15 protein-coding genes are annotated in these 23,197 nt (G+C 44.9%); 5 read left to right on the plus strand and 10 right to left on the minus strand.

The features are described from left to right. The 8 genes from R7Q38_RS14705 to hemL all read right to left on the minus strand — a co-directional run. On the minus strand, positions 1-836 hold an 836-nt coding region (locus tag R7Q38_RS14705; protein WP_318114268.1), incomplete at its 3' end, for an ABC transporter ATP-binding protein. A gap of 2 nt (positions 837-838) precedes the next feature. Beyond that, a complete protein-coding gene (locus R7Q38_RS14710; protein ID WP_025768199.1) occupies positions 839-1,864 on the minus strand; it encodes an ABC transporter permease in 1,026 nt (341 codons plus the stop codon). A gap of 2 nt (positions 1,865-1,866) precedes the next feature. Then, positions 1,867-2,853, minus strand: a complete 987-nt coding sequence (locus tag R7Q38_RS14715; protein ID WP_005380038.1) for an ABC transporter permease — start codon at positions 2,851-2,853, stop codon at positions 1,867-1,869. Positions 2,854-3,023: 170 nt separating this feature from the next. After that, entirely contained in the window at positions 3,024-4,706 is a 1,683-nt protein-coding gene (locus tag R7Q38_RS14720; RefSeq protein WP_005380037.1) for an ABC transporter substrate-binding protein, read from the minus strand. A 780-nt stretch (positions 4,707-5,486) separates the two neighbouring features. Beyond that, positions 5,487-8,873, minus strand: coding sequence for a response regulator (locus R7Q38_RS14725; RefSeq protein ID WP_213973262.1), 3,387 nt, complete (start codon positions 8,871-8,873; stop codon positions 5,487-5,489). A gap of 226 nt (positions 8,874-9,099) precedes the next feature. Further along, positions 9,100-10,125, minus strand: a complete 1,026-nt coding sequence (rsmC, locus tag R7Q38_RS14730) for a 16S rRNA (guanine(1207)-N(2))-methyltransferase RsmC (RefSeq protein ID WP_005386543.1) — start codon at positions 10,123-10,125, stop codon at positions 9,100-9,102. A gap of 76 nt (positions 10,126-10,201) precedes the next feature. Further along, positions 10,202-11,287, minus strand: a complete 1,086-nt coding sequence (locus R7Q38_RS14735) for an AI-2E family transporter (RefSeq protein ID WP_005386541.1) — start codon at positions 11,285-11,287, stop codon at positions 10,202-10,204. 345 nt (positions 11,288-11,632) lie between these two features. Beyond that, positions 11,633-12,928, minus strand: coding sequence for a glutamate-1-semialdehyde 2,1-aminomutase (gene hemL, locus R7Q38_RS14740; RefSeq protein ID WP_005380032.1), 1,296 nt, complete (start codon positions 12,926-12,928; stop codon positions 11,633-11,635). A gap of 245 nt (positions 12,929-13,173) precedes the next feature. On the opposite strand from hemL, the gene erpA reads away from it, so the two are divergent. From erpA to vmeK, 3 genes are all read left to right on the plus strand, one after another. Beyond that, complete coding sequence (erpA, locus tag R7Q38_RS14745; RefSeq protein ID WP_005380031.1) at positions 13,174-13,515, plus strand: iron-sulfur cluster insertion protein ErpA; 342 nt, start codon at positions 13,174-13,176, stop codon at positions 13,513-13,515. Positions 13,516-13,620: 105 nt separating this feature from the next. Beyond that, complete coding sequence (locus R7Q38_RS14750) at positions 13,621-14,736, plus strand: efflux RND transporter periplasmic adaptor subunit (RefSeq protein ID WP_318114269.1); 1,116 nt, start codon at positions 13,621-13,623, stop codon at positions 14,734-14,736. A 9-nt stretch (positions 14,737-14,745) separates the two neighbouring features. Then, positions 14,746-17,850: a multidrug efflux RND transporter permease subunit VmeK gene (gene vmeK / locus R7Q38_RS14755; protein WP_042521357.1), complete on the plus strand. Its 3,105-nt coding sequence runs from the start codon at positions 14,746-14,748 to the stop codon at positions 17,848-17,850. A 64-nt stretch (positions 17,851-17,914) separates the two neighbouring features. On the opposite strand, the gene R7Q38_RS14760 is transcribed toward vmeK, so the two are convergent. After that, positions 17,915-19,207 (minus strand): peptidoglycan DD-metalloendopeptidase family protein, encoded by a 1,293-nt coding sequence (locus R7Q38_RS14760; protein WP_054579093.1) that lies wholly within the window; start codon positions 19,205-19,207, stop codon positions 17,915-17,917. A 130-nt stretch (positions 19,208-19,337) separates the two neighbouring features. On the opposite strand from R7Q38_RS14760, the gene tyrS reads away from it, so the two are divergent. After that, positions 19,338-20,525: a tyrosine--tRNA ligase gene (tyrS, locus tag R7Q38_RS14765; RefSeq protein ID WP_017820416.1), complete on the plus strand. Its 1,188-nt coding sequence runs from the start codon at positions 19,338-19,340 to the stop codon at positions 20,523-20,525. A 419-nt stretch (positions 20,526-20,944) separates the two neighbouring features. Next, the gene (locus R7Q38_RS14770) at positions 20,945-21,790 is read left to right on the plus strand and encodes a magnesium transporter (protein WP_005380062.1); all 846 of its coding nucleotides are present in this window, start codon (positions 20,945-20,947) and stop codon (positions 21,788-21,790) included. Here R7Q38_RS14770 and dacB read toward each other — a convergent pair. Then, entirely contained in the window at positions 21,769-23,190 is a 1,422-nt protein-coding gene (dacB, locus tag R7Q38_RS14775) for a serine-type D-Ala-D-Ala carboxypeptidase (protein ID WP_017820417.1), read from the minus strand. The genes R7Q38_RS14770 and dacB overlap by 22 nt on opposite strands. Positions 23,191-23,197: the final 7 nt, after the last annotated feature.

Consider the following 23,197-nt stretch of genomic DNA (forward strand, 5'->3'; position numbering starts at 1 on the left):
TCTAATAGGTTCAAAGGGTTGCCTGGAATACCAGTCAATTTGGTCTTAGGACCAGTTAGTGGAGGGAAAGAGCTACCCAAACCTTTTGTGTAAGGGTGGTAAGGACTTTCCAGAATTTGTTTAGAAGGGGCGACTTCAATCAGTTCACCTGAGTACATGATGCCGATGCGGTCAGAGAACTCGACCATCAATGACAAGTCATGGGTGATGAACAGAATCGAGAAGCCAAACTCTTCTTTAAGTGCATAGATTTTTTGCAGAATCTCACGCTGAACTACCACGTCTAGTGCTGTTGTAGGTTCATCCATGATGATCATTTTCGGGTTCAAAGCCAAAGCGATAGCAATAACCAGACGCTGACGCATACCGCCAGAGAATTGGTGTGGGTAATCGCTTAAGCGGCTAGGGTGGATATCAACGATTTCCAATAGACCTTCTGCACGAACTTTGGCTTGAGCGCGAGTCATGTTGGTGTGACGCATGATTACGTCACAGAACTGCTCTTCCATCGTTAGTACTGGGTTCAAAGCGTTCATCGCACTTTGGAATACCATCGACATTTCACTCCAGCGGAACGCTTGCATGCGATCATCGCTGTACTGAAGGATATCTTCACCGTTGAAGATAACCTCACCACCTGTGATAAACGCTGGTGGCTTATGAAGGCGCATTAGTGAGAAGGCAACAGTGGATTTGCCACAGCCAGATTCACCAGCCAGACCGAATACTTCACCTGGTGCAATGTCGAAGCTCACGTTGTTACAGGCGCGGACATCGCCCGCGTCTGTGATGTAGTCTACGCATAGGTTACGGATGGAAATTAGTGGTGCAGTCATGATTATTTATCTCCGCTCCATAGTGCATTTTGTGGTGCCAGTTCAGGCTCACGCTCTTTCTTGTCTTTTGCTGCTAGTTTTTTCCAGCGTTTCATGCCTTTGTGAGAACGAAGTTGAGGGTTCGCAATTTCGTCAACGGCAAAGTTCAACAGAGCAAGACCAGTAACCAGTAGTGTTAGGGCAATACAAGGTGCTAGTACTTCCCACCATGCGCCAATCAGCATGGCTGATGAGGTTTGCACGTTGTAAAGCATGATGCCCCAACTGATCGTGTTGGCATCACCCAAACCTAGGAACGAAATGACCGCTTCAGTGTTGATCGCCAGCATTACTGAGCCAATGAAGCTCGCACCGACAATTGGGATAAGGTTTGGTAAAATCTCAACGAAGATGATGCGGAATGAAGACTCTCCCAATACTTCGGCAGCTTTAACGAACTCTTTCTCGCGTAGTGCCATAGTTTGAGAGCGGACAACACGTGCACCCCATGCCCAAGAAGTACCAGCGATAATCAAGGCAATGGTGAGTGGGCCTGCTTCACCGATAAAGGCCGCCAACACGAATAGCAATGGATACTGCGGGATTACTAACATGATGTTCATCGCGGCACTCAATACGTCATCCACTTTGCCGCCGAAGTAACCTGCCGATATACCAATGACTGTTGCTAAGAAGCACACGATGATGCCAGCGCCAAAGCCTACACCCAGTGATACTCGTGCACCGTAAGCCACTTGCGACCAGATATCGCGACCCATTCGGCTAGTACCTAATACGTGGTCGGCCTTTTTAGACATAATCAGCGTACGACGATCGTCTGCTAGGTTTTTAGCGACCCAACCATCAGGATTGTTTTGTGCCTGTTTTACAACAAAGCTTGGGTATTCGTGCGGGTTACCGGTTCGCTTGTCTGGCGCATGCTTTGTAAGTAAAGGAGCGGCAATCGCAACGAACACGAACAGCGTAACAATGCCAAGACCAATGCGAGCGAATGCGTTACCTAAAATAAGTTTGAATAGTTCTTTCATGATTATTTGCCTCCCGTACGTAGGCGAGGGTCTAGAATCATGTACAGCATGTCAGCCATTAAGTTGAAGCACAGCATGAACATCGTCATGATAATTAACTGACCTTGAAGTACTTGGTAGTCACGAGCGTGAATTGCGTTCAATAGAACAGTACCTAGGCCTGGGTAGTTGAAAATCATCTCGATGATTAATTGACCTCCAATGGCCATACCTAAAGACATAGACAGTGCGGTAACACTTGGAAGTAGTGCGTTACGTGCGGCGTAATTAAAGACGACGCGGTTTTCACTCAGCCCTTTACCTTTAGCCATCGTGATATAGTCTTCGGCGAGAAGGTTGATCATGTTGTTACGCATGTTAACTAGGAAGCCACCAATTTGAACGATGGTTGCACAGAATAGAGGTAATACAGCGTGGTAACCCACGTTCTTGATGAACTCCCAGCTTGTCCAATCAGGAATAGTACCTGGCGTGTAAGCATAGCCAGATGGGAACCATTTCAGGCCAATCGCAAAGGTAAACAGCGCTAACATTGCGATAACCATTTGTGGAATAGCTTGAATGATCAATGTACCAGGCGTTACGAATGCATCGTACTTACTACCGCGCTTCCAGGCGGCAAAAATACCAAGGACAGAAGCGATGGAGAAAGAAAGTACAACCGCAGTACCAGCTAGAAATAGTGACCAGCCAAATGCACTACCTAGTAAAGAATTAACTGAAAGTGGGTAGAACTGGATTGAGGTGCCCAATTCCCAACTTAGAATGTTTTTAATGTACGAGAAGTACTGAATGTAAATTGGCCCATCAACGAAACCGAGCAGTTCTTTCATTGCTGCGATTCGTTCTGGAGTCACCTGTACTGAAGCATTAGCAAACATCATGGTAACTGGGTCACCAGGCATTGCTCGCGGAATAATAAAGTTTAACGTCGCTGCAACTAAGAGCGCGACAAGATAGAACGACAAACGTCTTAAAAAATAACCCATAACTCACACCTTACTCACCCAGATTTTTTCCCTGTTTCTGGTTTCAGGTCGCTCCTAGCGAAATTTAGAGCGAAAAATCCCCTGACGACGAGCGCCACATATTGGTTTCGTTAACAAGGGATTTTTATAGGCGGCACACGGGATGTATGCCGCTTGAAATGAACTTCTACTTATTTAACTGGTTTTAGGTCCAGTACGTGAAGTAGACGCTCTGGGATACCTGCCCAAATGTTTGGACGGCCCTTAGGGTTTTCTTCGTTCCACCAACCAGTGAAGCGAGTTGTGTTGTATTGGTACATGTACGCGCCAGATAGCACAGGAATAGTTACTTGGTCCTGAGCAATGATCTTCTGAATGCCATGAGCGATCTCTAGCTGTTCTTGCTTATCTGCTGTCTTGTAGAAGCTGTTAAGAAGACCGTCTAGCTTATCGTTCTTGTAGAAGTGCATTGCAAAGCGAGGCATGCCGTCACCAGCTTGTAGCTTCGAGTTGTAGCCACTATCCCAGTACAAGTGTGGATCTGCACCGTGGAAGTAGTTGGTGTAAGCAACGTCGTAAGTACCTTCTAGCATAGCTTGGTTGTATACCGAGAAGTCCGGTGTACGAGCACGAGCTTTAATGCCCACTTCTGCTAGTTGCTCAACGGCTAGTTGTACCGTGTTGTTGAAGTCAGTCCAACCGTTTGGTGATTGAATTAGAAGCTCGAAAGACTTGCCAGATGGTGTATCCACAAAGCCATCTTTGTTTACATCTTTGAAGCCAGCTTTAGCTAGAAGCTTTTTCGCACCTTCCGCGTTGTATGTGTTGTAGCCTTTGTACTTGTTGTGCGTCTCTTCATCAGACCAAGCTTCGAATGCGTAGCCAAGGCCAGATGCGAAGTCGTTCACTGTACCGCCGCCGTAGAAAGCGATATCAATAATAGTTTGACGGTCTAGCGCCATAGAGAACGCACGACGGAAGTCAACGTTAGTTAGCGCTTCGTTTTTCGCAGCGTCTGGGTTTTTGAAGTTCACTACAAATGCTTGAGTACCCGCTGGTGGGTACCAGTAGTGGTGATTCGGACTTGCTGCAGCGTACGTACGGTCGATGTCTGGTACGAATGAAGACGTCCAGTCCATTTCGCCGTTAACGATTTTGCCCAAGAATTGGTCGTTGTTCGCGATTTGCGGCACACGCAGACAGTCTACATCTAGGTTGTCTGCATCCCAATAATTCGGGTTCTCACACTGGATATATAGCTGCGGTGTGAAAGTGTCGATTTCGGTAAATGGACCACTGCCTACTGGATTTTCGTTTGTGAATGTTGCTGGATCTTTTACTTTGCTCCATACGTGCTTAGGTACGACGGGTACTTTCGCAATTTCGTAAGGAACGTTTGAGTTTGCTTCGCTTAGACGGAATTTAACTTGGTAGTCGTTAACTTTTTCTACGCCAGTCACCCAAGAGTTGATACCAGATTGGTCTAGCTCTGGCTTCTCTTTAACTAGGTTGAAAGAGTAAACAACATCATCAGCGGTAAACGCTTTGCCATCAGACCATTTTACGCCCTTACGGATATCGAAGGTTACGCTCATCAGGTCATCAGCCATGGTAAAGTTTTCTGCTAGACGAAATACAGGCGTATTACCGTGCATTTCGTTAAAAACAACGAGCGGCTCGTAAATAAAGTCGGTTGTTGTGTGCAGGTTAGTTGCACCCAAGAAAGGGTTAAAGTTACGAACGAAAGTTGTAAACTCTTTAGGGTGGATAGTCAGTTCACTGCGTTCAGCCGCAGTAGCTACCGATGCAAAACCTGTAGTAGCCGTTGCAATAATTGCTGTTGCTAGTGCTGTTTTTTTAATATTGGCAAGCATAGCTGTTCCTTACTATTTGCTTTCATTTCACTAAATGGAATTGAATGTCATCAATTGATAAACACTCTCTAAGACCTACCTCTTGTACATACCTTACTCATTACAACATTGAGTTTCGCCAAGAGTGGCCTGTAGGCCTTAGGCAGGAGTAAGAAAACACCTTATCCATAAAATAATCAAACTTGATTCCCGTTAAAAACGTTAAAATCTCTGAGCTCTCCGTTATAAACGTTATTTTGGCTAATTTTAACCAGCATTGGGCCAAAAAATAAACGTTGATATGCGTCGCAGTTTATATCCTTGTTAATAATGAATGTTGGTGATTACTAACCTGTTGGTCCTTTTTAAATATACGTTTCTTGCTTGGTTTCTAGGTTCGGAGATCTCGCTCACATGCAGAAATGGTGTTAATTAATCAGCTAAAAATTAATCTGCCGTTCTGTTGTGATTAAGTTCGCAATCTCTATCAATAGTTCGTCAAAATCCGCTTGTTATCTGAAAAATGGCCTTTTTTATCGACAGTTTTCTTCCGTTTGTTGCCCTTTTTTTATTGTATGAATGAAGTTTTTCGGTTGCTCGAACTTACCTAGTTAAGACAAGTTAAATGGATAAGGTCGTACGTTTTGAAGACCAACAATAGATAGCGTTGTCTAACCAAATGTTCGTTATTGGAAATATGTTAACGGGGTAGGAAGAGGCGGTCTCTTTTATCTCTAGGAAGGGAATACTCGAATAACAAAAAAGCCCAGCATGCACGCTGGGCTAGTTTTTTGATAAATATTAGCTGGTCAATAGTCGCTGTAGTTTATCTCGTTGTGCTTCTATGTATGCTCTCTCGGGGCTCTGTTCTTTGCAGTGTTCGAGAATGAACTCTATCGAGCTTAGCACCGTTCTCCAACGCGGTGTTTTGGGTAATGTTTCTATACGCATGTATTTATCTAAAGTGCGTGTTTGCAAAGTACTACGGTCTAGATAAACGCGCCACAAGCCACTTTGCTCTGCAAATGCGAACTTACTTTCACCCGTTACAGATTCCCAATACTCTAAAGCATGTGTCATTGCGTCGACTAGAACTTCTCGCATAAGTTCTTGCTTGTCTTTTTTATTACCGAGCGCTTTGTCTGCAAGGCGCGTAAATTCTCCGCCAAGCTCTTTTAGCTTTTGTAATTGGTCTTTGTCACCATCAAATGCATAACTTGAAAGCACTTCTACGGCGGTTTCTAGATTATGTATGCGAGCGGCACTGGCTCCACCGCCGACATTAAAGATGTACATGATATCTAACCCTGAACCTTCAGGGAGCTTAAGAATGTCTGCTTCGATGTTCTGACGAATATCTTCAATATAGATATCAATCTTGCCACAGTAATGAGGTTGTTTGACGGTTAGATATTTAGGGGCAATCAGCTCATCAGCAGATGAGCGCTTTAGCTGTTCTAAGCTACGCTTGAATAGCTTACAAGCAGCTTCGTTAGCAAAGCGAATACGCTTGTCTTCACGTAGACAGATGATTGCTTCAGGAGCCGATTCTAGCTGTTCCAACAAACGACCTTGAGTCTCAAGTAAGCTTGCTTCAACGACTGCTCGCTGTCTAAGTTCAGACTCTAGCACTTTGTTTTCCATATGGCGCATTTCTGCTTTGCTTGCCGTTAAATGCGCTTGGATACGTGCCGCCAACTCTTGTTTATTAAATGGTTTCGATAAATAGTCGTTGGCTCCTGCTTCAAAACCTCTTACACGATCTTCTGTTTGACTGAGTGCGGTGAGCATAATGATTGGCAATTCGGCATGATCATAGGCTTCACGTAGTTCACTACAAACTTGGTAGCCGCTCATGCCTGGCATCATGATATCCAATAACAGAAGTTCCGGCTTCTCTTGCTCGACGAGCGCTAACGTTTCTGGCCCATCGGAGACGGTACGCACACGATAGCCCTCTAAACGTAAAAAGCTTTCAAGCACGCGTAAGTTTACTGGTTCATCGTCAGCAACATACAGTAACGGGCCGTCTGGGTTCTCTGGAAGTGATAAGTCTTCACTGTTCTCTACATTAACTTCAGGAATTTGGAAGTGCCCGTGCGCAGCTAGAGTCTGGGTTGCTTGGATTTCTTCTTCACTGGCGAGCGGTAAAGTGAAACTGAAGGTAGTTCCGACCATTGGTTGGCTACTGACGTATAACGAGCCTCCCATTAATTCGATCAATTGACGGCTAATGGAGAGCCCAAGTCCTGCACCTTGACGATAACGGCTCGCGTCTTGCCCTGCTTGGATGAGTGGTTCAAAAATATGTTCAAGTTGTTCTGCGGGAATTCCTTGTCCAGTATCCACAACTTGTACGCGTACATGATCATCTACCACATTAGCGGAAATAACAATTTTACCTTCTGAGGTGTATTTAATCGCATTGCCAATCAGGTTATATAGCACTTGTTCAAGGCGTTGCGGGTCAGCTGATACTGCTTTTAAATCCGCTGGGACTTGGTTGATGATGCGGATGGTTTTACTTCCGAGTAAATGGCTAGAAAGCTCTAAAACCAATCGTGTTGCACTGCCCAAACTCACTGCTGATTTCTGGATATCCATGCTTCCATAACGCATTTTATGATAATCCAACAAGTCATCGACTAGATTAGCGAGACGCTGACCACTTTTAATGATGATATCAAGCTGATATTTCTGGCTAGCGGGGATCGCGCCATTGGCGCCGGACGCTAAGGTTTCAGCAATCCCGACCATGCCGTGTAACGGTGTACGAAGTTCATGAGAAGTCGTGGCTAAGAACTCATCTTTTAATTTATCGGCCAATTGCAGTTCTTCATTCTGTTTCTGAATGATCTGTATGTTGCTTTCTAGTTCTTCATTTTGCTTCTTAATGGTTTGAATCTTCTCTCGAATAGAGCGTTGCATTCGTTCAAAGCTTAACGCAAGCCGACCAATTTCATCTTTACGAACCGTATTAAAAGACGTGTCATCAAGATCCCCTGCAGAGACCTTTTCGGCAACCCAAGTCAATTTCAGCAACGGAGAAGTGATAAAGTTTGATAAATAGTGAGAAGCTATCACCACAAGGATAATGGCGATCAACATAGCGATAACGAATAGTTTTTCGAGTTGATGGATACGAGCGAAAGCTTCGTTTTCTGGTAACTGTACGACGAGCGCCCAAATCACACCACGAGTTTCAATCGGTGCATAAGCCGCGATGATTTCTTCACCTAAGCCGTTCGTGTAAGTGCCGACACCAAACGCACCAGAGAGTGCTTTATCGATCACTTCTAAACTGTTCTTAATGTCGTCTTGTTTCGTGTTAATTGTGCGAGGTTGGTGATCATTTCCAACCAGCAAGGTGTTAATTGATGACTCTCGGTTGGCGTCTGCGGCTAACTTAGTGATGCCATTATTTGGCAAGCGGAACATGGCATAGCTGTGTAGATAACCTTGCTGAACAATTGGTGCACCTAGCCAAGCGACTGATTTCCCCCCTTCCAGCTCGAAGTCAGACACAATCACAGGAGTGTAGTCTTCGTTTACTTTTCGACGTTCAGTCACATCATCGGCGAGACGCTTGAAAGTTTTGCCAAGTGCCGAGTCTTTGTAGGGGCCTGATAACAAGTTCGTTCCGTAGTTATCGTCTTTGTTGATCGAGTAGGTGACGTTACCATTGATGTCTACCAGCAAAATGTCATTAAAATCAGAGCGCTTGAGGAGCTCTAAGTAGGCCCAATGATAGCGTTTATGTAAAAGCCGGTAACGTTCACTTCCTACATAGTTGGATGACTCGGGTAACGTTGAGGTTTTGATTTGGTCTCCGCTGCCCTCGATGTAGCGCTGTTGGGCGTTTTTACGAGACTCTTCAATATCATTGCCTAAACGACTAAAAGCATTGACGAGACCGTAGAATCGGCCACCACTGGCGTAAGCCAACTCTGAGCGCACAAAGCCCATGACTTCGGTTTCTCGTGCCTCAAAGTAGTCGATGATTTGCTGCTGTTTTGTATCTCGAACAGACAGTAAGTGCGAGGTGCTTTGTTCTTGCAGATCTTTACTGTGGGACTGCAAGAAAAAGATCGCAGTAATGGTAAGAGGTGTGATACTGAGCACCAGAAATGCGGTCATCAGTGTACTCTGAAGGCGCTTAAATTTCTGTTTTTTGTAGAATTTAAACATGGATAAGATTACAACTCATAATGGGCAGTTCTAAAACATACTTCGCTGCCGAGGTTCTCGTTAAAAACGGATAAGATGTTCAACTAGATAGAATTAACAAAATTAACGAGTTTTTTTTCTTTGACAAGAAAGTTAGTTGTAAAGCGTGCAGGGTGACGCAGTTTTTCTTATGAGTGTTGAATTTATGAGAAAAAATCGCGCAGGTTTGTGCCTGCGCGGGGGGAAGTTATGATTTTTTCGCGTAGTAGATAGAAAATTTATTGGTCTTATTTAGCGTCTCGCAATTATTAAACGCCCGCTCGATAATTGGTGGGTATTTTAAGAAGCTATTCGCGACAATCACCATTTCGCCGTCTTTGGTTAGATATTGTGGTGCCTGACCCAACAAGGTTTCCGCTGCGTTATAATTTGTGTCTAGACCACTGTGGAATGGCGGGTTGCTGACGATAAAGCGGTAGTCTTTTGCGGTATCCGAGTATATATCTGATGCAAATACGCGTCCGGATAAACCATTCGCTTCTAATGTGGCTTGGCTAGAAGTGATCGCATAAGCATTAATGTCACACATCTCAATCGCGATCTCTGGATTCGCTTTCGCCATAAACGCACCGAGCACACCTGCACCACAACCAAAGTCGAGCACTTTGCCCGACAGCTTAGGTAAGGTTTCAAGCAGCAATCGGCTACCTAAGTCGAACTCGCCATGGCTGAATACGCCAGGTAGGCTCTTAACCGCTAGCGACTTCTCACCGAGTGTAACAGTGTAAGACTTAAACCAATCTGCTTGGTTGAAAGGTTTTGGTTCATTGAGGCAATTACCCCAGTAAAATGAGCAGCGACGAGCAGAGTCGTACTTGTTCACAGGGCCGTATTCTTGGAACATCTTCTCGATGCTCTTGATGCCGGAGCGGTTTTCACCAACGATGACGATTTCGGTGTTAATGCCCAGTTTCGCCATCAACATCGCCAGCAAGTATTCTGCTTCGGCTTTTGCTTTTGGCCAGTATAAAAGGACCATGTCTGCTTTTGTTTCAACATCAAACACAGAGCCAAAATGACTTTTCACTTTGTCAGAGGTTTGAATTTGGCGGTAGTAGCTATAGTTGGAAGTAAACACTTCAACAGACTCACAATGAGCCACTAACTCAAGAGGAAATAGGTCTTCAACTTCACCAGCGACTAAAACGTGTTTTCCATTGAAGTATTCAAGTTGGCGCTGAGCTATTTGGCTAGGAGCGATATAAGCAGACATAAATTTGGTTCATCAGAAATAATTTGGGGCAGATTTTCGCACAATCTGCCCCAAGCTTGAAGTGATTAAGCGGTGACTAGCTGTTGTCTTGTTGGTTAAGGAAGTCTTTGAATTCTTCCTCGTAGATATTAAACAGTACCATGGTCACGGCAAAAATAAGTGGGCCGTAGATAAGACCAATCAAACCAAACAGATGCAGACCACCCAGTAATGAGAAGAAAATCATAAGGGTATTCATGCCGGCGCTGCCTTGCATTAGCAACGGACGCAATAGGTTATCTATAGAGCCAACGACGACTACACTCCACACCGTCAAGAAGATAGCCCAAGTCATATCGCCTGTTAAGAACAAGTACGCTGCTGCAGGAATCCAGATTAGCGCGGTTCCTACCACTGGAATGAATGATGCAAAGCCCATCATCGTTCCCCAAAATAGCCCAGGGAAGCCAGCTAGCCACATACCGATGCCGCCAGCCAAACCTTGAGCAATCGCTGTCATGAATGAGCCCATCACGGCTGATTTAGAAACTTGCTCTATCTCTGTCAATATGCGGTCTTCTTGGCTACGTGAGAGTGGCAGGATATGACGAATCGCAGAGATAATTTTGTCGTGGTCACGAAGCAGAAAAAACAGCACAAACAGCATCAGGAAGAAGTTCATTAGGAAGTTGGTTGCGTCTCCTAAAATCTTTGCGCTGATAGCAACTAAGTTAGAGCCAAACGATGTAGCAAATTGACCAATTTTCTCAGCAATGGCTTTGGGCTCGATTTTATCAAAAGGTAAGTACTCATTAACAATCGCTAAGCCTTTGATAACGAAAGGATGTTGGAATATATCTTGGATGCCACCATTGGTAACCCAATTATATGTATTTTGTGAGAAAACAGAGCCTTGCTGAACAATGGCTGCAAACACAAATAAAAGCGGGATAACAATAATAAACGTCAAGACGACACATGACAGCAGTGCCGCCATATTGGGGTGCTTGGGAATTTTCTGCTCAAACCATTCGTGTATCGGAAACATGAGCAAAGAAATGATAAAAGCCATCACAATTGAATTGATATATGGCTCAACCAATAAGTAGCAAGCAAAAGCAGCGGCGAGTAAAGCAACCATTAGTACTCGGTGACTCGACGTTATTTTTACATTATTTGGCATGGTATTAGTCCAACTGACAGGTGACGTTTACGGTTTATGCCTTCAATGATGGCGTGTAACCTTTATTACTTTGCACTCTTAACTCTTTCAAGCTTATGACAATGCCGAATTAGAGCAGGGCGATGTACCTTGCTATAATGACTACAAATCAGTCGGTTATCAATCAAGAGATGAGCTATGGGTTGTTGCAACGGTGATAAAAAGTGTCAAACCGAGAAAAAAGCTAAGCGAATACCGTGGTTTGGCATTGTCGTTGGGGTATTAGCGATATTGGTTATTTTGAATTGGCAATAAAAAAGGACCGTTACGGTCCTTTTCTAAATGCGTTATCGCCGTTTTTAGCGATTACTTCGCTTCTTCTGCAAGAACAGCAAAACAGCGGTCAGCAGCTTCTAGTGTGGCATCAATCTCTTTTGAACCATGAGCGAGTGAAGTAAAGCTCGCTTCAAACGCAGATGGCGCAAGGTAGACACCGTGTTTTAGCATTAAGTGGAAGAAACGCTTGAAGCGTTCTACATCGCACTTCGTTACGTCTTCGTAGCAAGTTACTTTTTCTTGGTCAGTGAAGAAGAAGCCGAACATACCGCCCACTTGGTTAACAACTAGCGGAATACCGTGTTTTTCTGCTAGAGACTTAAAACCTTCAGCAAGTTGTTTCGTTTTAGAAGCTAGGCGCTTTTCGTTGCCTTCTTCTTTTAGAAGGTTCAAACATGCGTAGCCTGCTGCCATTGCGACAGGGTTACCGGAAAGGGTACCAGCTTGGTAAACAGGGCCTGTAGGTGCAACGTATTGCATCACTTCTTTACGGCCACCGAAAGCACCTACTGGCATACCGCCACCAATCACTTTACCCAGTGTCGTTAGGTCGGGTTTGATGTTGTAGTGTGCTTGCGCGCCGCCTAGAGCAACACGGAAGCCTGTCATTACTTCATCAAAAATTAGTAGCGCGCCTTCTTGATCACAGATTTCACGTAGCCCTTCGTGGAAGCCTTCCACTGGTGGAATACAGTTCATGTTGCCTGCTACTGGCTCAACGATGATACAAGCAATTTCGCCTTTGTTAGCAGCAAATAGCTCGCGTACAGAATCTAGGTCGTTGAATGTTGCTGTTAGCGTGTGCTTAGCAAAATCTGCAGGAACGCCAGGAGAGCTTGGTTGACCTAGTGTTAGTGCACCAGAACCTGCTTTTACTAGCAAGCTGTCAGCGTGGCCGTGGTAACAACCTTCAAATTTCATGATCTTGTCGCGACCGGTGAAGCCACGTGCAAGGCGAATCGCGCTCATAGTAGCTTCAGTACCAGAACTTACCATGCGGATTTGCTCCATTGATGGAACAAGCTCAGAAACTAATTCTGCCATCGCGATTTCAAGTTCTGTTGGCGCACCGAAGCTGAGACCGCGTTGCGCTGCATCAATTACTGCTTCGCGGATAACCGCGTGGTTGTGGCCAAGAATCATTGGACCCCAAGAGCCAACGTAATCAATATACGCTTTACCATCGGCATCAAAAATCAGTGGACCGTCTGCTCGTTCGATAAATAGCGGAGAACCGCCAACGCCGTTGAATGCACGAACTGGTGAATTGACACCGCCAGGGATGGTTTGCTGAGCTTTTTGATACAGCTCTGATGATTTGGTCATGGGGTTATCCTCTTTTGATTGCTCGGACCAAGTGGAGCGCATTGTACCTAGCTATAATCAAGTTAGAAACGTTTTGCTTAATTTATGTGTTGTTTCGCAGTGTAATCTTATATATCCGCATCTGTTATAAAGAATCGGCGGCGAATACTTGAACGAGTTTGTCAGGTATTGGATAATCGTCTCAATTAGCACAAATTGACGTCTTGCTTCAGGCTTGACGCATTACACGAGTGAGAGAGGTCTTCGTGAGCGAAGTAAACGTACCATTATCTTTTTCTGACGCAGCAGCATCTCGCGTTAAAGCATTGATTGCTGAAGAAGAAAACCCAGCATTGAAACTGCGCGTATACATTACTGGCGGCGGCTGCAGCGGCTTCCAATACGGCTTTACTTTTGATGAAAATGTAAACGAAGGCGATACGACAATCGTAAACAGTGGTGTAACACTGGTTGTAGACCCTATGAGTCTGCAATATCTCGTTGGCGGTATTGTTGACTACACTGAAGGGTTGGAAGGAGCGCGCTTCTTCGTAAATAACCCAAATGCAACGACAACATGTGGTTGTGGTGCATCGTTCAGTGTGTAGTTAACACCTAACAGGCAGCTAATGGCTGCCTGTGCTTTATGTAGAAGGATGTCACGTAAAGCACACGCTCGCAGATATGCAGAGAAATAATAAAAAGGACTTTATATGTCTGGACTTTCTTTTGGACGCCGAGTTGTCGAGCGCCCTTGGCTAGTATCTCTTATCCTCGTCTTACTTCTTGTTGCATGGCTAACCATCGGCCAACTCAAAGCACAAGATGATCATCCTAACTCTTCAACATCCACGAACACGACACCACTTGCAAAGGTGATGTTTGATACTTTTCTTGCCGAACCTACCAGTAAAACCATTGAATTGTATGGACGAACAGCGCCCAATCGTCAAGCGCGTCTTGGCGCCGAAGTTGCCGGTAAAATAGTCAGTCTTAACATGAAGAAAGGCCAAGCGGTCAAACAGGGACAAGTGATCGCAAACATCGATAAGCGCGACCTTGGCATTCAACTTAAACGAGCCCAGGCGATGCTGTTGGTTAAAGAAAAAGAGTTTAATGCAGCTAAATCGCTAAAAAGTCGAGGACTGCAAGGTGAGGTTGCATTTGCGACAGCGCAAGCAGCGTTGGTAGATGCACGTGCGAATTTGAGTAACGTGCAAACGGCTTTAAGAAATACTGAGGTTAAAGCGCCATTTGATGGCATCGTAGATCACCACTTTGTTGAGTTAGGTGATTTTGTCGGGATTGGCGATCCTATTGCGACGGTCATTGATTTGGATACTTTAGTGATTGAAGCCGATGTCAGTGAACGGCATATACAATACCTTAAGGAAGGCCTAGAAGCCGACGTAAGAACCATTAACCAACAGCATCATCAAGGTCGTGTACGCTACATTGGACGTGTTTCTTCTGCTTCTACTAATACATTTCCAATTGAAATCGAAATTGATAATCAAGACGCAAGAATTCCTGCCGGTATGAGCGCAGAAGTACAGCTGCCTTTGAGTGAAGTGTTGGCAGTAAAGATTACGGCTGCCATGTTAGCACTAGATGAAGAAGGTAACTTAGGTGTCAAGACACTGCGTAATGAGCATGTTGATTTTGTTCCAATTCAACTCGTTAAGGCCGAGGATGATGGTGTGTGGCTCTCTGGGTTAGGAGAGCGTGCAGACATTATCGTGCTGGGACAAGGTTTTGTGCGAGATGGTGATCAAGTACTGGCCAATAAAGTTGATGACGTAGTTGTTGAAGCGGCTAGTGAGCAGTAAGGAGCACTTATGTACACTCTGATTGATGCTGCGTTATCCCGCGCTCGCACCATGCTGACATTACTGGTGATGATCTTAATTGCCGGTGTCATTACTTACGTCACTATCCCCAAGGAATCGAGCCCAGATATTACCATTCCTATTATCTACGTTTCTGTTGGGCATCAAGGCATTTCTCCCGTCGATGCCGAACGTTTATTAGTTCGGCCAATAGAGCAAGAGTTGCGCTCTATTGAAGGCGTAAAAGAGATGACCTCTGTGGCATCAGAAGGTCATGCTTCGGTGACGCTGGAATTTAGTGTCGGAGTGGATCTTGATAAAGCGATGGCAGATGTGCGTGATGCGGTTGATCTTGCGAAGCCAAAGTTACCAGAGGACAGTGATGAGCCAACGGTAAACGAAGTCACGTTTGCATCTGAAGAGCCTGTGTTGACCGTTGTGCTCTATGGCACCGTACCAGAGCGAACCATTGTTCAGATTGCCAGAACGTTACGTGATCGTTTGGAAAGTTTCCGTCAGATTCTTGAGGTTGAAATCGCAGGAGATCGCGAAGACATCGTGGAGATAGTTGTCGATCCGCTATTGATGGAAAGCTACGGTCTCGATCAAGCGGATATCTATAATTTAATCGCCTTGAATAACCGAGTTGTGGCAGCGGGGTTTGTCGATACTGGGTATGGACGCTTTTCGGTAAAAGTCCCATCGGTTTTTGATTCACTGAAAGATGTGCTTGAACTACCGATCAAGGTGAATGGCAAAGAGGTGATCACTTTTGGCGATGTGGCGACAGTACGACGTGCATTTCGCGATCCTGAAAGTTTTGCTCGTTTAGATGGCGAATCTGCCATCGTTTTGGACGTAAAAAAACGGGCAGGGGAAAACATCATTGAAACGGTTGAGCTGGTAAAAGAAGTACTGGCTCAGGGACAGAAGCGCGCCGAGTGGCCCGACAATTTGCAAGTTAAATACACTTGGGATCAATCCGACGATGTCAAATTGATGCTCAGTGATCTACAAAACAATATCTTATCCGCAATTATCCTCGTAGTTATCGTCATTATTGCCATATTGGGGGTTAGGACCGCGCTTCTCGTGGGGATTTCTATTCCAGGATCGTTCTTGACTGGGTTGTTGGTGTTATCGGTATTTGGGCTGACGGTCAATATCGTCGTACTGTTTGCTTTAATTATGGCAGTAGGCATGTTGGTGGATGGTGCCATTGTGGTGACAGAGTTTGCAGATCGGCGCATGCAAGAAGGAACGCCACGTAAAGAAGCTTATCGAGATGCAGCAAAGCGAATGGCCTGGCCTATTACCGCATCCACAGCAACCACATTGGCTGCGTTTGCTCCGTTACTTTTCTGGCCAGACATTACTGGTGAGTTCATGAAGTACTTACCACTTACTTTAATTGCTACCTTGGCCGCTTCACTGATGATGGCTTTACTGTTCGTTCCTGTCATCGGTGGGATCATTGGCAAGCCTCAAGTAGTCAATCAGAAAGCTCAGCGAGAAATGGTTGAGCTGCATAACGGCAACTTTGAAAAAGCGACAGGCATTACCAAACTTTATTACCAGACTCTGTCGGTAGCGATTCGTCATCCATGGAAAGTCTTACTCAGCGCGATACTGCTAGCGGCAGGTGTCGGCTTCACTTACAACAAAGCTGGCTTGGGTGCAGAGTTTTTCCCTGAAGTGGACCCTGCCTTTTTTACCGTTAAAGTTCGTTCTTATGGTGACTTGTCTATTCACGAAAAAGATGTTGTTATGCGCGAAATCGAGAAGGTGATGCTCGGTCATGACGAGTTTGAAAGTGTCTACACGCGCACAGGATCGAGCGATAATGGGGACGAGATTGGCCAGATTCAAATAACGCCTGTGGATTGGCAATATCGACGCAAAGTGAAAACCATTATTGAGGAACTAAAAGAGACGACAGACCGCTTTTATGGTGTTGAACTTGAGTATAAATTCCCGGACGCAGGACCGCCTGTCGAGCATGATCTCGTGATTGAAGTGTCATCACGAAATTTGAGTGTTAGTGCGTTAGATGAAGCAGCCAAAAAAGTACGACATTGGGCTGATGGTAATCCTGCACTGACCAACTTGAGTGATACCACTAATAAGGAAGGGATTGATTGGCAAATTGATATCCAGCGAGATGACGCCTCTCGCTTTGCAGCGGATGCTACTTTAGTCGGGAATACCGTCCAGTTTGTTACGAACGGCTTGAAAATAGGCGATTATTTGCCCGATGATGCGGATGAAGAAGTCGATATTTTGGTGCGCTATCCGCAAGATAAGCGCGACATAGGTCGATTTGATCAACTGAGAGTGAAAACGGCAGCTGGTCTGGTACCGATTACGAATTTTGCTCAAATCAAACCAGATCATAAGCAAGACACTATTCGTCGGGTCGACGGTCATCGAGTTATCAATATTAAAGCGGATATGGTGGAAGGTTACAATTTGGCGCTTGAGTTACCTAAGATTGCCGCTGGAATGGAACAGCTCGACTTACCGGAAGGCATTGAATATAAGATTCGGGGTCAAAATGAAGAGCAGGAAAACTCATCAGCATTCTTGCAAAATGCTTTTATTGTCGCGCTTGGTGTGATGGCTTTGATTTTAATTACGCAGTTTAATAGCTTTTATCAAGCTTTCTTAATCCTTAGTGCAGTGCTGTTTTCTACCGTTGGTGTCTTCGCCGGGTTACTTATTTTCCAAAAGCCATTTGGCATCATTATGTCGGGAATTGGAGTGATTGCGTTGGCTGGTATCGTGGTAAACAACAATATTGTTTTAATCGATACTTATAATCAGATGCGTAAACGTGGCTTAGAAAAATCTGAGGCTATTTTGCGTACGGGTGTGCAGCGTTTAAGACCCGTTTTACTTACGACGGTGACCACCATATTAGGCTTATTGCCAATGGTGTTAGAAATGAACATCGACTTAGTTAATCAGAAAGTGGAGTTTGGCGCACCAAGCACTCAATGGTGGTCTCAGCTTGCGACCGCTGTCGCGGGTGGTTTGGCGTTTGCGACTTTGCTAACGTTAGTTCTGACACCGTGTTTGCTTATGCTCGGGAGAGAGCATCACTCCGAACAGTAAGCTTTATCGTGATGATATCGACAAAACAAAAAGGGCAGCTTCGCTGCCCTTTTCAATACCTGGCTTACTTCATTGCTAGCAGTTTGCTGTAGCGTTCAAGCTTGTCCATGCTAATTTTCGCGTTTGCCATGAAAGTTTGTCTCGCTTTGCCTGTCAGGGATTTAGATTGTGGCAAATTCACCGTGCGCGGGTTTTTATGGACACCATTCACAAGGAACTCATAGTGCAGGTGAGGGCCAGTTACACGGCCAGTTCCGCCAAGCGTACCAATGGTTTGGCCTTGCTTAACGCGTTGACCAGCTCGTACAGTACGTTTGGTTAAGTGCAGGTACTTGGTAATGTAAGTATTGCTATGTTTAATGAAAACGTAGTTACCATTAAATTTGTTGTAAGACGATTTTTGAACAACGCCATCACCAGCCGCCCAAATCGGGGTGCCCACTGGTGCTGCATAGTCCGTGCCTCTATGAGGACGAACGCGTCCCGTCACTGGATGTAAGCGGCGTGGGTTGAAATTAGACGAAACTCGACGGAAGTCCAACGGCGCGCGTAAGAATGCTTTTTTCATTGCACGCCCATTTTCGTCGTAATACTTGCCACTTTTCTGATCCAATATTGCGGTAAAGGTATCGCCTTGGTTTTTAAAGATCGCAGCAATGATTTTTCCACGGCCGATTACTTCACCTTCTACCACTTCCTCTTGGTAAAGTACTCGGAAGCTGTCGTTTTTACGAATATCTAAAGCAAAGTCGATGTCCCAACCAAATATGCCAGCCAGTTCCATGATTTGGTTACCATTTAATCCAGAAGATATTCCTGCATTCCAAAAGTTTGATTTGATGGTGGCTTCAGCGTAGTTGTACTGGAAGTCGACTTCTTTTTTATCAACTTCAGAAACGTACTTGCCGTCTTTTAATGTGATACGAAAAGTCTCGAACGCGCTTAGTGTTCTTCTTAGCTGCACCAAGTTGTTATTTTCGTCAAAACCAAATTGCAATCGGTCACCAGGTCGAAGCCGAGTTAACTGTTTTTCCACTTCTTTGTCTGATGACACCAGTTCATGTAATAGACGAGCAGAAAGCCCTACGCGACTAAATAAGATGGCAGCACTCTCGCCATTTTTTACCTTGTATGTCTCCCAGCGTAGCACGGCGGGAACCGCAGGCGATGAACTATTTAGTGCACTGAGTTCGAGGGAAACTGGCACAGGATAATGTTGACCAACTTTTAATCGGCTCTGCTGCGGGTCTAGGTCTTGCGGATCAGGTAAAAAGAAGAGCGCGAAGATAATCAGCGCACTAAAAAAACCGATCAATACTTTGTGCAAGAGTGGAAGTCGGACAAAAATCGAATGCATGAGGTACTTGATTGCTAAATTAAACGGAAAAAGTGACAACTACCTAGTCTAACGTGTTTCAAAATGCATCGCTATTCAAGTAATATGTTCAGCTATTATATTTTTGCCAAATCTGTGGGAGTGAACAAGAATGGCGAGCATTGAAGCTGCACTAGCCGAGATTAAGCGCGGTGTTGAAGAGCTGATTCCAGAAGAGGAGCTAATCGCAAAACTAAAAGAAGACCGTCCTCTACGTATTAAATTGGGCGCTGATCCAACAGCACCTGACATTCACCTAGGCCATACGGTTATTTTCAATAAGCTTCGCTTGTTCCAAGAACTAGGTCATGAAGTGACGTTCCTAATCGGTGACTTCACTGCAATGGTTGGTGACCCAACAGGTAAAAACACAACTCGTCCACCGCTAAGTCGCGAAGACGTATTGCGTAACGCTGAAACGTACAAAGAGCAAGTGTTCAAAATTCTCGATCCTGCAAAGACTAAAATTCAGTTTAACTCTGAGTGGCTGTCTGAATTGGGCGCAGAAGGTATGATTCGCCTTGCGGCAAACCAAACCGTTGCTCGTATGCTAGAGCGTGACGACTTTAAAAAGCGTTACGCGGGTGGTCAGCCAATTGCTATTCATGAGTTCATGTACCCACTTCTACAAGGTTGGGACTCAGTAGCAATGGAAACGGATGTTGAATTAGGTGGTACAGACCAGAAGTTCAACCTTCTAATGGGTCGTGAACTGCAAAAGTCTCACGGTCAAAAACCTCAGGTTGTACTGATGATGCCGCTTCTAGTGGGCCTTGATGGCGAGAAGAAGATGTCTAAGTCAGCAAACAACTACATCGGTATCAGCGAAGCGCCAAGCGAAATGTTTGGTAAAATCATGTCTATTTCTGATGACTTAATGTGGAGCTACTACGAGCTGCTCTCTTTCCGTCCTCTGGAAGAGATTGCTCAATTCAAAGCTGATGTAGAAGCGGGCAAAAACCCTCGTGACATCAAAGTATTGCTAGCAAAAGAAATTATTGCTCGTTTCCACAGTGAAGCCGATGCCGATGCAGCAGAGCAAGAATTCGTAAACCGTTTTGCGAAGAACCAAATTCCTGATGAAATGCCAGAGTTTGACTTTGACGCAGGTCGCCCAGTGAGTAATCTGTTGAAAGAAGCAGGCTTATGTCCATCATCGTCAGATGCGATGCGCATGGTTAAGCAGGGCGCTGTGAAGATTGATGGTGAAAAAATTGCGGACAGCAAATTTGCTCCAGAAGCGGGTACTTACGTGTTCCAAGTAGGCAAACGTAAATTTGCTCGTATTACTATTCAGTAATTCATAATGACTGCAAATGAAAGCGTCCGAAGGGCGCTTTTTTTGTATGAAAATTTAGCAAAAACGGCAAAGTAAAACTTCCATACCTGATGAACTTTGCTACTATACTTGCGCTGCCAATAATGGCAGCGCTATCGGAGATTTACATGAACAATACCGACCATCCTCCCAGTCGTTGGGTGAGTAAGATTAAGGGAGCGAAATAACCCGCTTCGGTATTGGCGATCTCCGCCTTACCTAAGTGGTGAGGCATCTTTTCTAACTTTCTTCTCGTTATTTCCTTCATACATTCTGAATAGACAGTGCATTCGCATTGGTTTTCTCTGTGCATCTTAATTGTTGTCTGACTTTTAGCGTGCGAGAGTGGCTTTTTCATGCTTTGTCGATGGTCGTTACCAATGCCAATCGGGAGATTCGCCATGACGGTAATGAACAACACTTTTATTGAAACAACACCAAACTTTTCTGAAGTAGAAATTGGTGCAGCTCGCAATGCATTCTTGCAGTACGAGCAAGAGCAACAAGTCCATTTGCTTACGGTTATGCCGATTGATGAGGCTGTAGGTATTTTACAGCATTGCTCTGTCGGCTATGTGAATAGTCTTATTGCTCAACTTGAGCAAGCAGGTCATGACAAACGCGCACGTCATTATGCTCACCAACTGGGTCTGCATATGTCTGAAGTTGATACACCCGATGGTTATTTATCGACTAGTGTTTTGGGGCACGTGAAGCAGCGTATTGGGTGGATCATTGCACTGGCTCTTTTAGGGATAGTGTCAGGCTTGATCATTGCTCAGTATGAGGACACCCTTAGTCAGCTTGTTTTACTTGCAGTGTACATGCCAGTGATTGCAGCTGCTGGTGGTAACACAGGAACACAAGCAGCAACTTTGGTGATTCGTGCTCTTGCTACTGGAGAGTTAAAAAAACGCCAATGGTTAGAAGTTTTGTGGAAAGAGAGCCGAGTCGCTCTATTTATTGCGCTAGCGATCGCTATCGTGATGATTGGACGCATTATGTTATTTAGTGCAGGACAATCAACAGGAGGCTTTGAACTGACCGATATCGCACTGGCAATAGCAGTTGCGCTGTTCATTCAAGTCACCATTTCTACAACATTGGGCGGGCTGTTGCCAATTATTGCACGAGCTTGCAAGTTGGACCCAGCCGTATTGGTGAGTCCAGTTCTTGCGTCTATCGTCGATATTTCAGGAATGTGGATTTACTTTAACGTGGTGAACTATTTCTTAGGTATTGCCTGACTAAAGTTCACAATGTCATTGTAAAAAAGCTGCTCAAAATGTGTAATCGGGGCGATGACAGGTGTGTTGTCGTCCCGTTTTTCTGGGAAGTAGTCTGAAACAAACTGAACAAAAATGGTGTTAGGTTGACCATTTTTATCCAAGCCATATCCAGCCATATTGTAAGTCCCGTAGATAGAGCCACTTTTCGCGATCAGCTGTCCTTTAATTGGAAGTTTTCGCATACTTTGTCGGTACTTTAATGTGCCGGATTCACCTGATTTCGGCATGATGGCAATCAATTTGAGTTCGTTTTCATGCTTCCAAATATAGCGCAGCATTTCAGCCATCTTGGTCGCGGAGATCCGGTTATTTCGCGAAAGTCCTGAGCCGTCTTCTAGGCGCGCATTACGAATATCAATACCAGTGTTGGCGAAAATGATCTGCTTGATCGCTTCTGTACCGTTAGTAAAACTGCCTGGCTGAACGAAAAATTTAGCACCAAGTGTTTTGGTTAATGTGTCGGCAATCAAGTTGTCAGAGTTTTTGAGCATATCTTCAAGAATGTCTGGTAAGGCCTTTGATTGATGCATTGCGATGAGCTTTCGCTGCTTTTCTGGCGCCGTACCGACCCTAATCTTTCCTGATACTCCAATGTTGAGCTCCTTGAGCAAAGTCGCCAACCTTTGACTGGTGTAACGCTCAGGGTCTTGAACCGCAAATTTCAGTGGCAATGGTTTGTCTCTTTCAACCAAGCACCCTGTTAGCTTGTAGTTGTTATCGGGATTTGCAACTAAACCTAAGTCACAATGACGACTTTTCTTAATGGTTTTAGAAACTGTTTCTACGGTACTTGTGACACGAATAGGTTGATGCTCTGGTACGTAGACCCGCGTTCCACCATCTTTTTGTGTATAGATAGAGGCTTGTACACAGTTGTTATTGAGTGTGATGGTCGATGCCGGAGCGCTGTAGCAAACTCCCAAGATATCCCACGGCCAGCCCACCGCACGGTTATAACCAGTGAATGCGCTGTTATCGAGCCATAGGTCACCGTTAATCCGTTTTAAGCCATTTTTCTTAGCTAGAGTGAGAAGTGATTTTAAGTCGTTGGTTTGGAGTGTTGGGTCGCCGACAAAGTAAATCACTGCATCTGAGTTCGACGTTTCCAGCTTGGTTCGAAACCGGAAATTATCACCCAGTTCTAGCTTTGCGGCTAATGCGGTGACGATTTTTAATGTACTCGCTGGTGGGAACAGTTGTTCGGTAGGATGAACACCGTCAAGCTCAGCATTTTCACTGAGTTTTTCCGCAACTAAACTGATGCGGGCGCCTTCAGGCAACACCTCTTGATGAGGGTACGCTTGTGAAAAAGCAGAAAGTAATGAAGAGAATATGAGCAAGGGCCAACGTAAACGCATAATGATA

Source organism: Vibrio sp. Vb0598, from assembly GCF_033338935.1.
In the GTDB taxonomy this organism is placed as follows: Bacteria; Pseudomonadota; Gammaproteobacteria; order Enterobacterales; family Vibrionaceae; genus Vibrio; species Vibrio alginolyticus.

Coding starts and splice junctions, on each gene's coding strand:
- vmeK (WP_042521357.1), top strand. CDS start 14,746: ATGTACACTCTGATTGATGCTGCGTTATCCCGCGCTCGCACCATGCTG.
- R7Q38_RS14710 (WP_025768199.1), bottom strand. CDS start 1,864: ATGAAAGAACTATTCAAACTTATTTTAGGTAACGCATTCGCTCGCATT.
- R7Q38_RS14735 (WP_005386541.1), bottom strand. CDS start 11,287: ATGCCAAATAATGTAAAAATAACGTCGAGTCACCGAGTACTAATGGTT.
- R7Q38_RS14715 (WP_005380038.1), bottom strand. CDS start 2,853: ATGGGTTATTTTTTAAGACGTTTGTCGTTCTATCTTGTCGCGCTCTTA.
- rsmC (WP_005386543.1), bottom strand. CDS start 10,125: ATGTCTGCTTATATCGCTCCTAGCCAAATAGCTCAGCGCCAACTTGAA.
- R7Q38_RS14720 (WP_005380037.1), bottom strand. CDS start 4,706: ATGCTTGCCAATATTAAAAAAACAGCACTAGCAACAGCAATTATTGCA.
- R7Q38_RS14770 (WP_005380062.1), top strand. CDS start 20,945: ATGACGGTAATGAACAACACTTTTATTGAAACAACACCAAACTTTTCT.
- dacB (WP_017820417.1), bottom strand. CDS start 23,190: ATGCGTTTACGTTGGCCCTTGCTCATATTCTCTTCATTACTTTCTGCT.
- tyrS (WP_017820416.1), top strand. CDS start 19,338: ATGGCGAGCATTGAAGCTGCACTAGCCGAGATTAAGCGCGGTGTTGAA.
- R7Q38_RS14760 (WP_054579093.1), bottom strand. CDS start 19,207: ATGCATTCGATTTTTGTCCGACTTCCACTCTTGCACAAAGTATTGATC.
- hemL (WP_005380032.1), bottom strand. CDS start 12,928: ATGACCAAATCATCAGAGCTGTATCAAAAAGCTCAGCAAACCATCCCT.
- R7Q38_RS14750 (WP_318114269.1), top strand. CDS start 13,621: ATGTCTGGACTTTCTTTTGGACGCCGAGTTGTCGAGCGCCCTTGGCTA.
- R7Q38_RS14725 (WP_213973262.1), bottom strand. CDS start 8,873: ATGTTTAAATTCTACAAAAAACAGAAATTTAAGCGCCTTCAGAGTACA.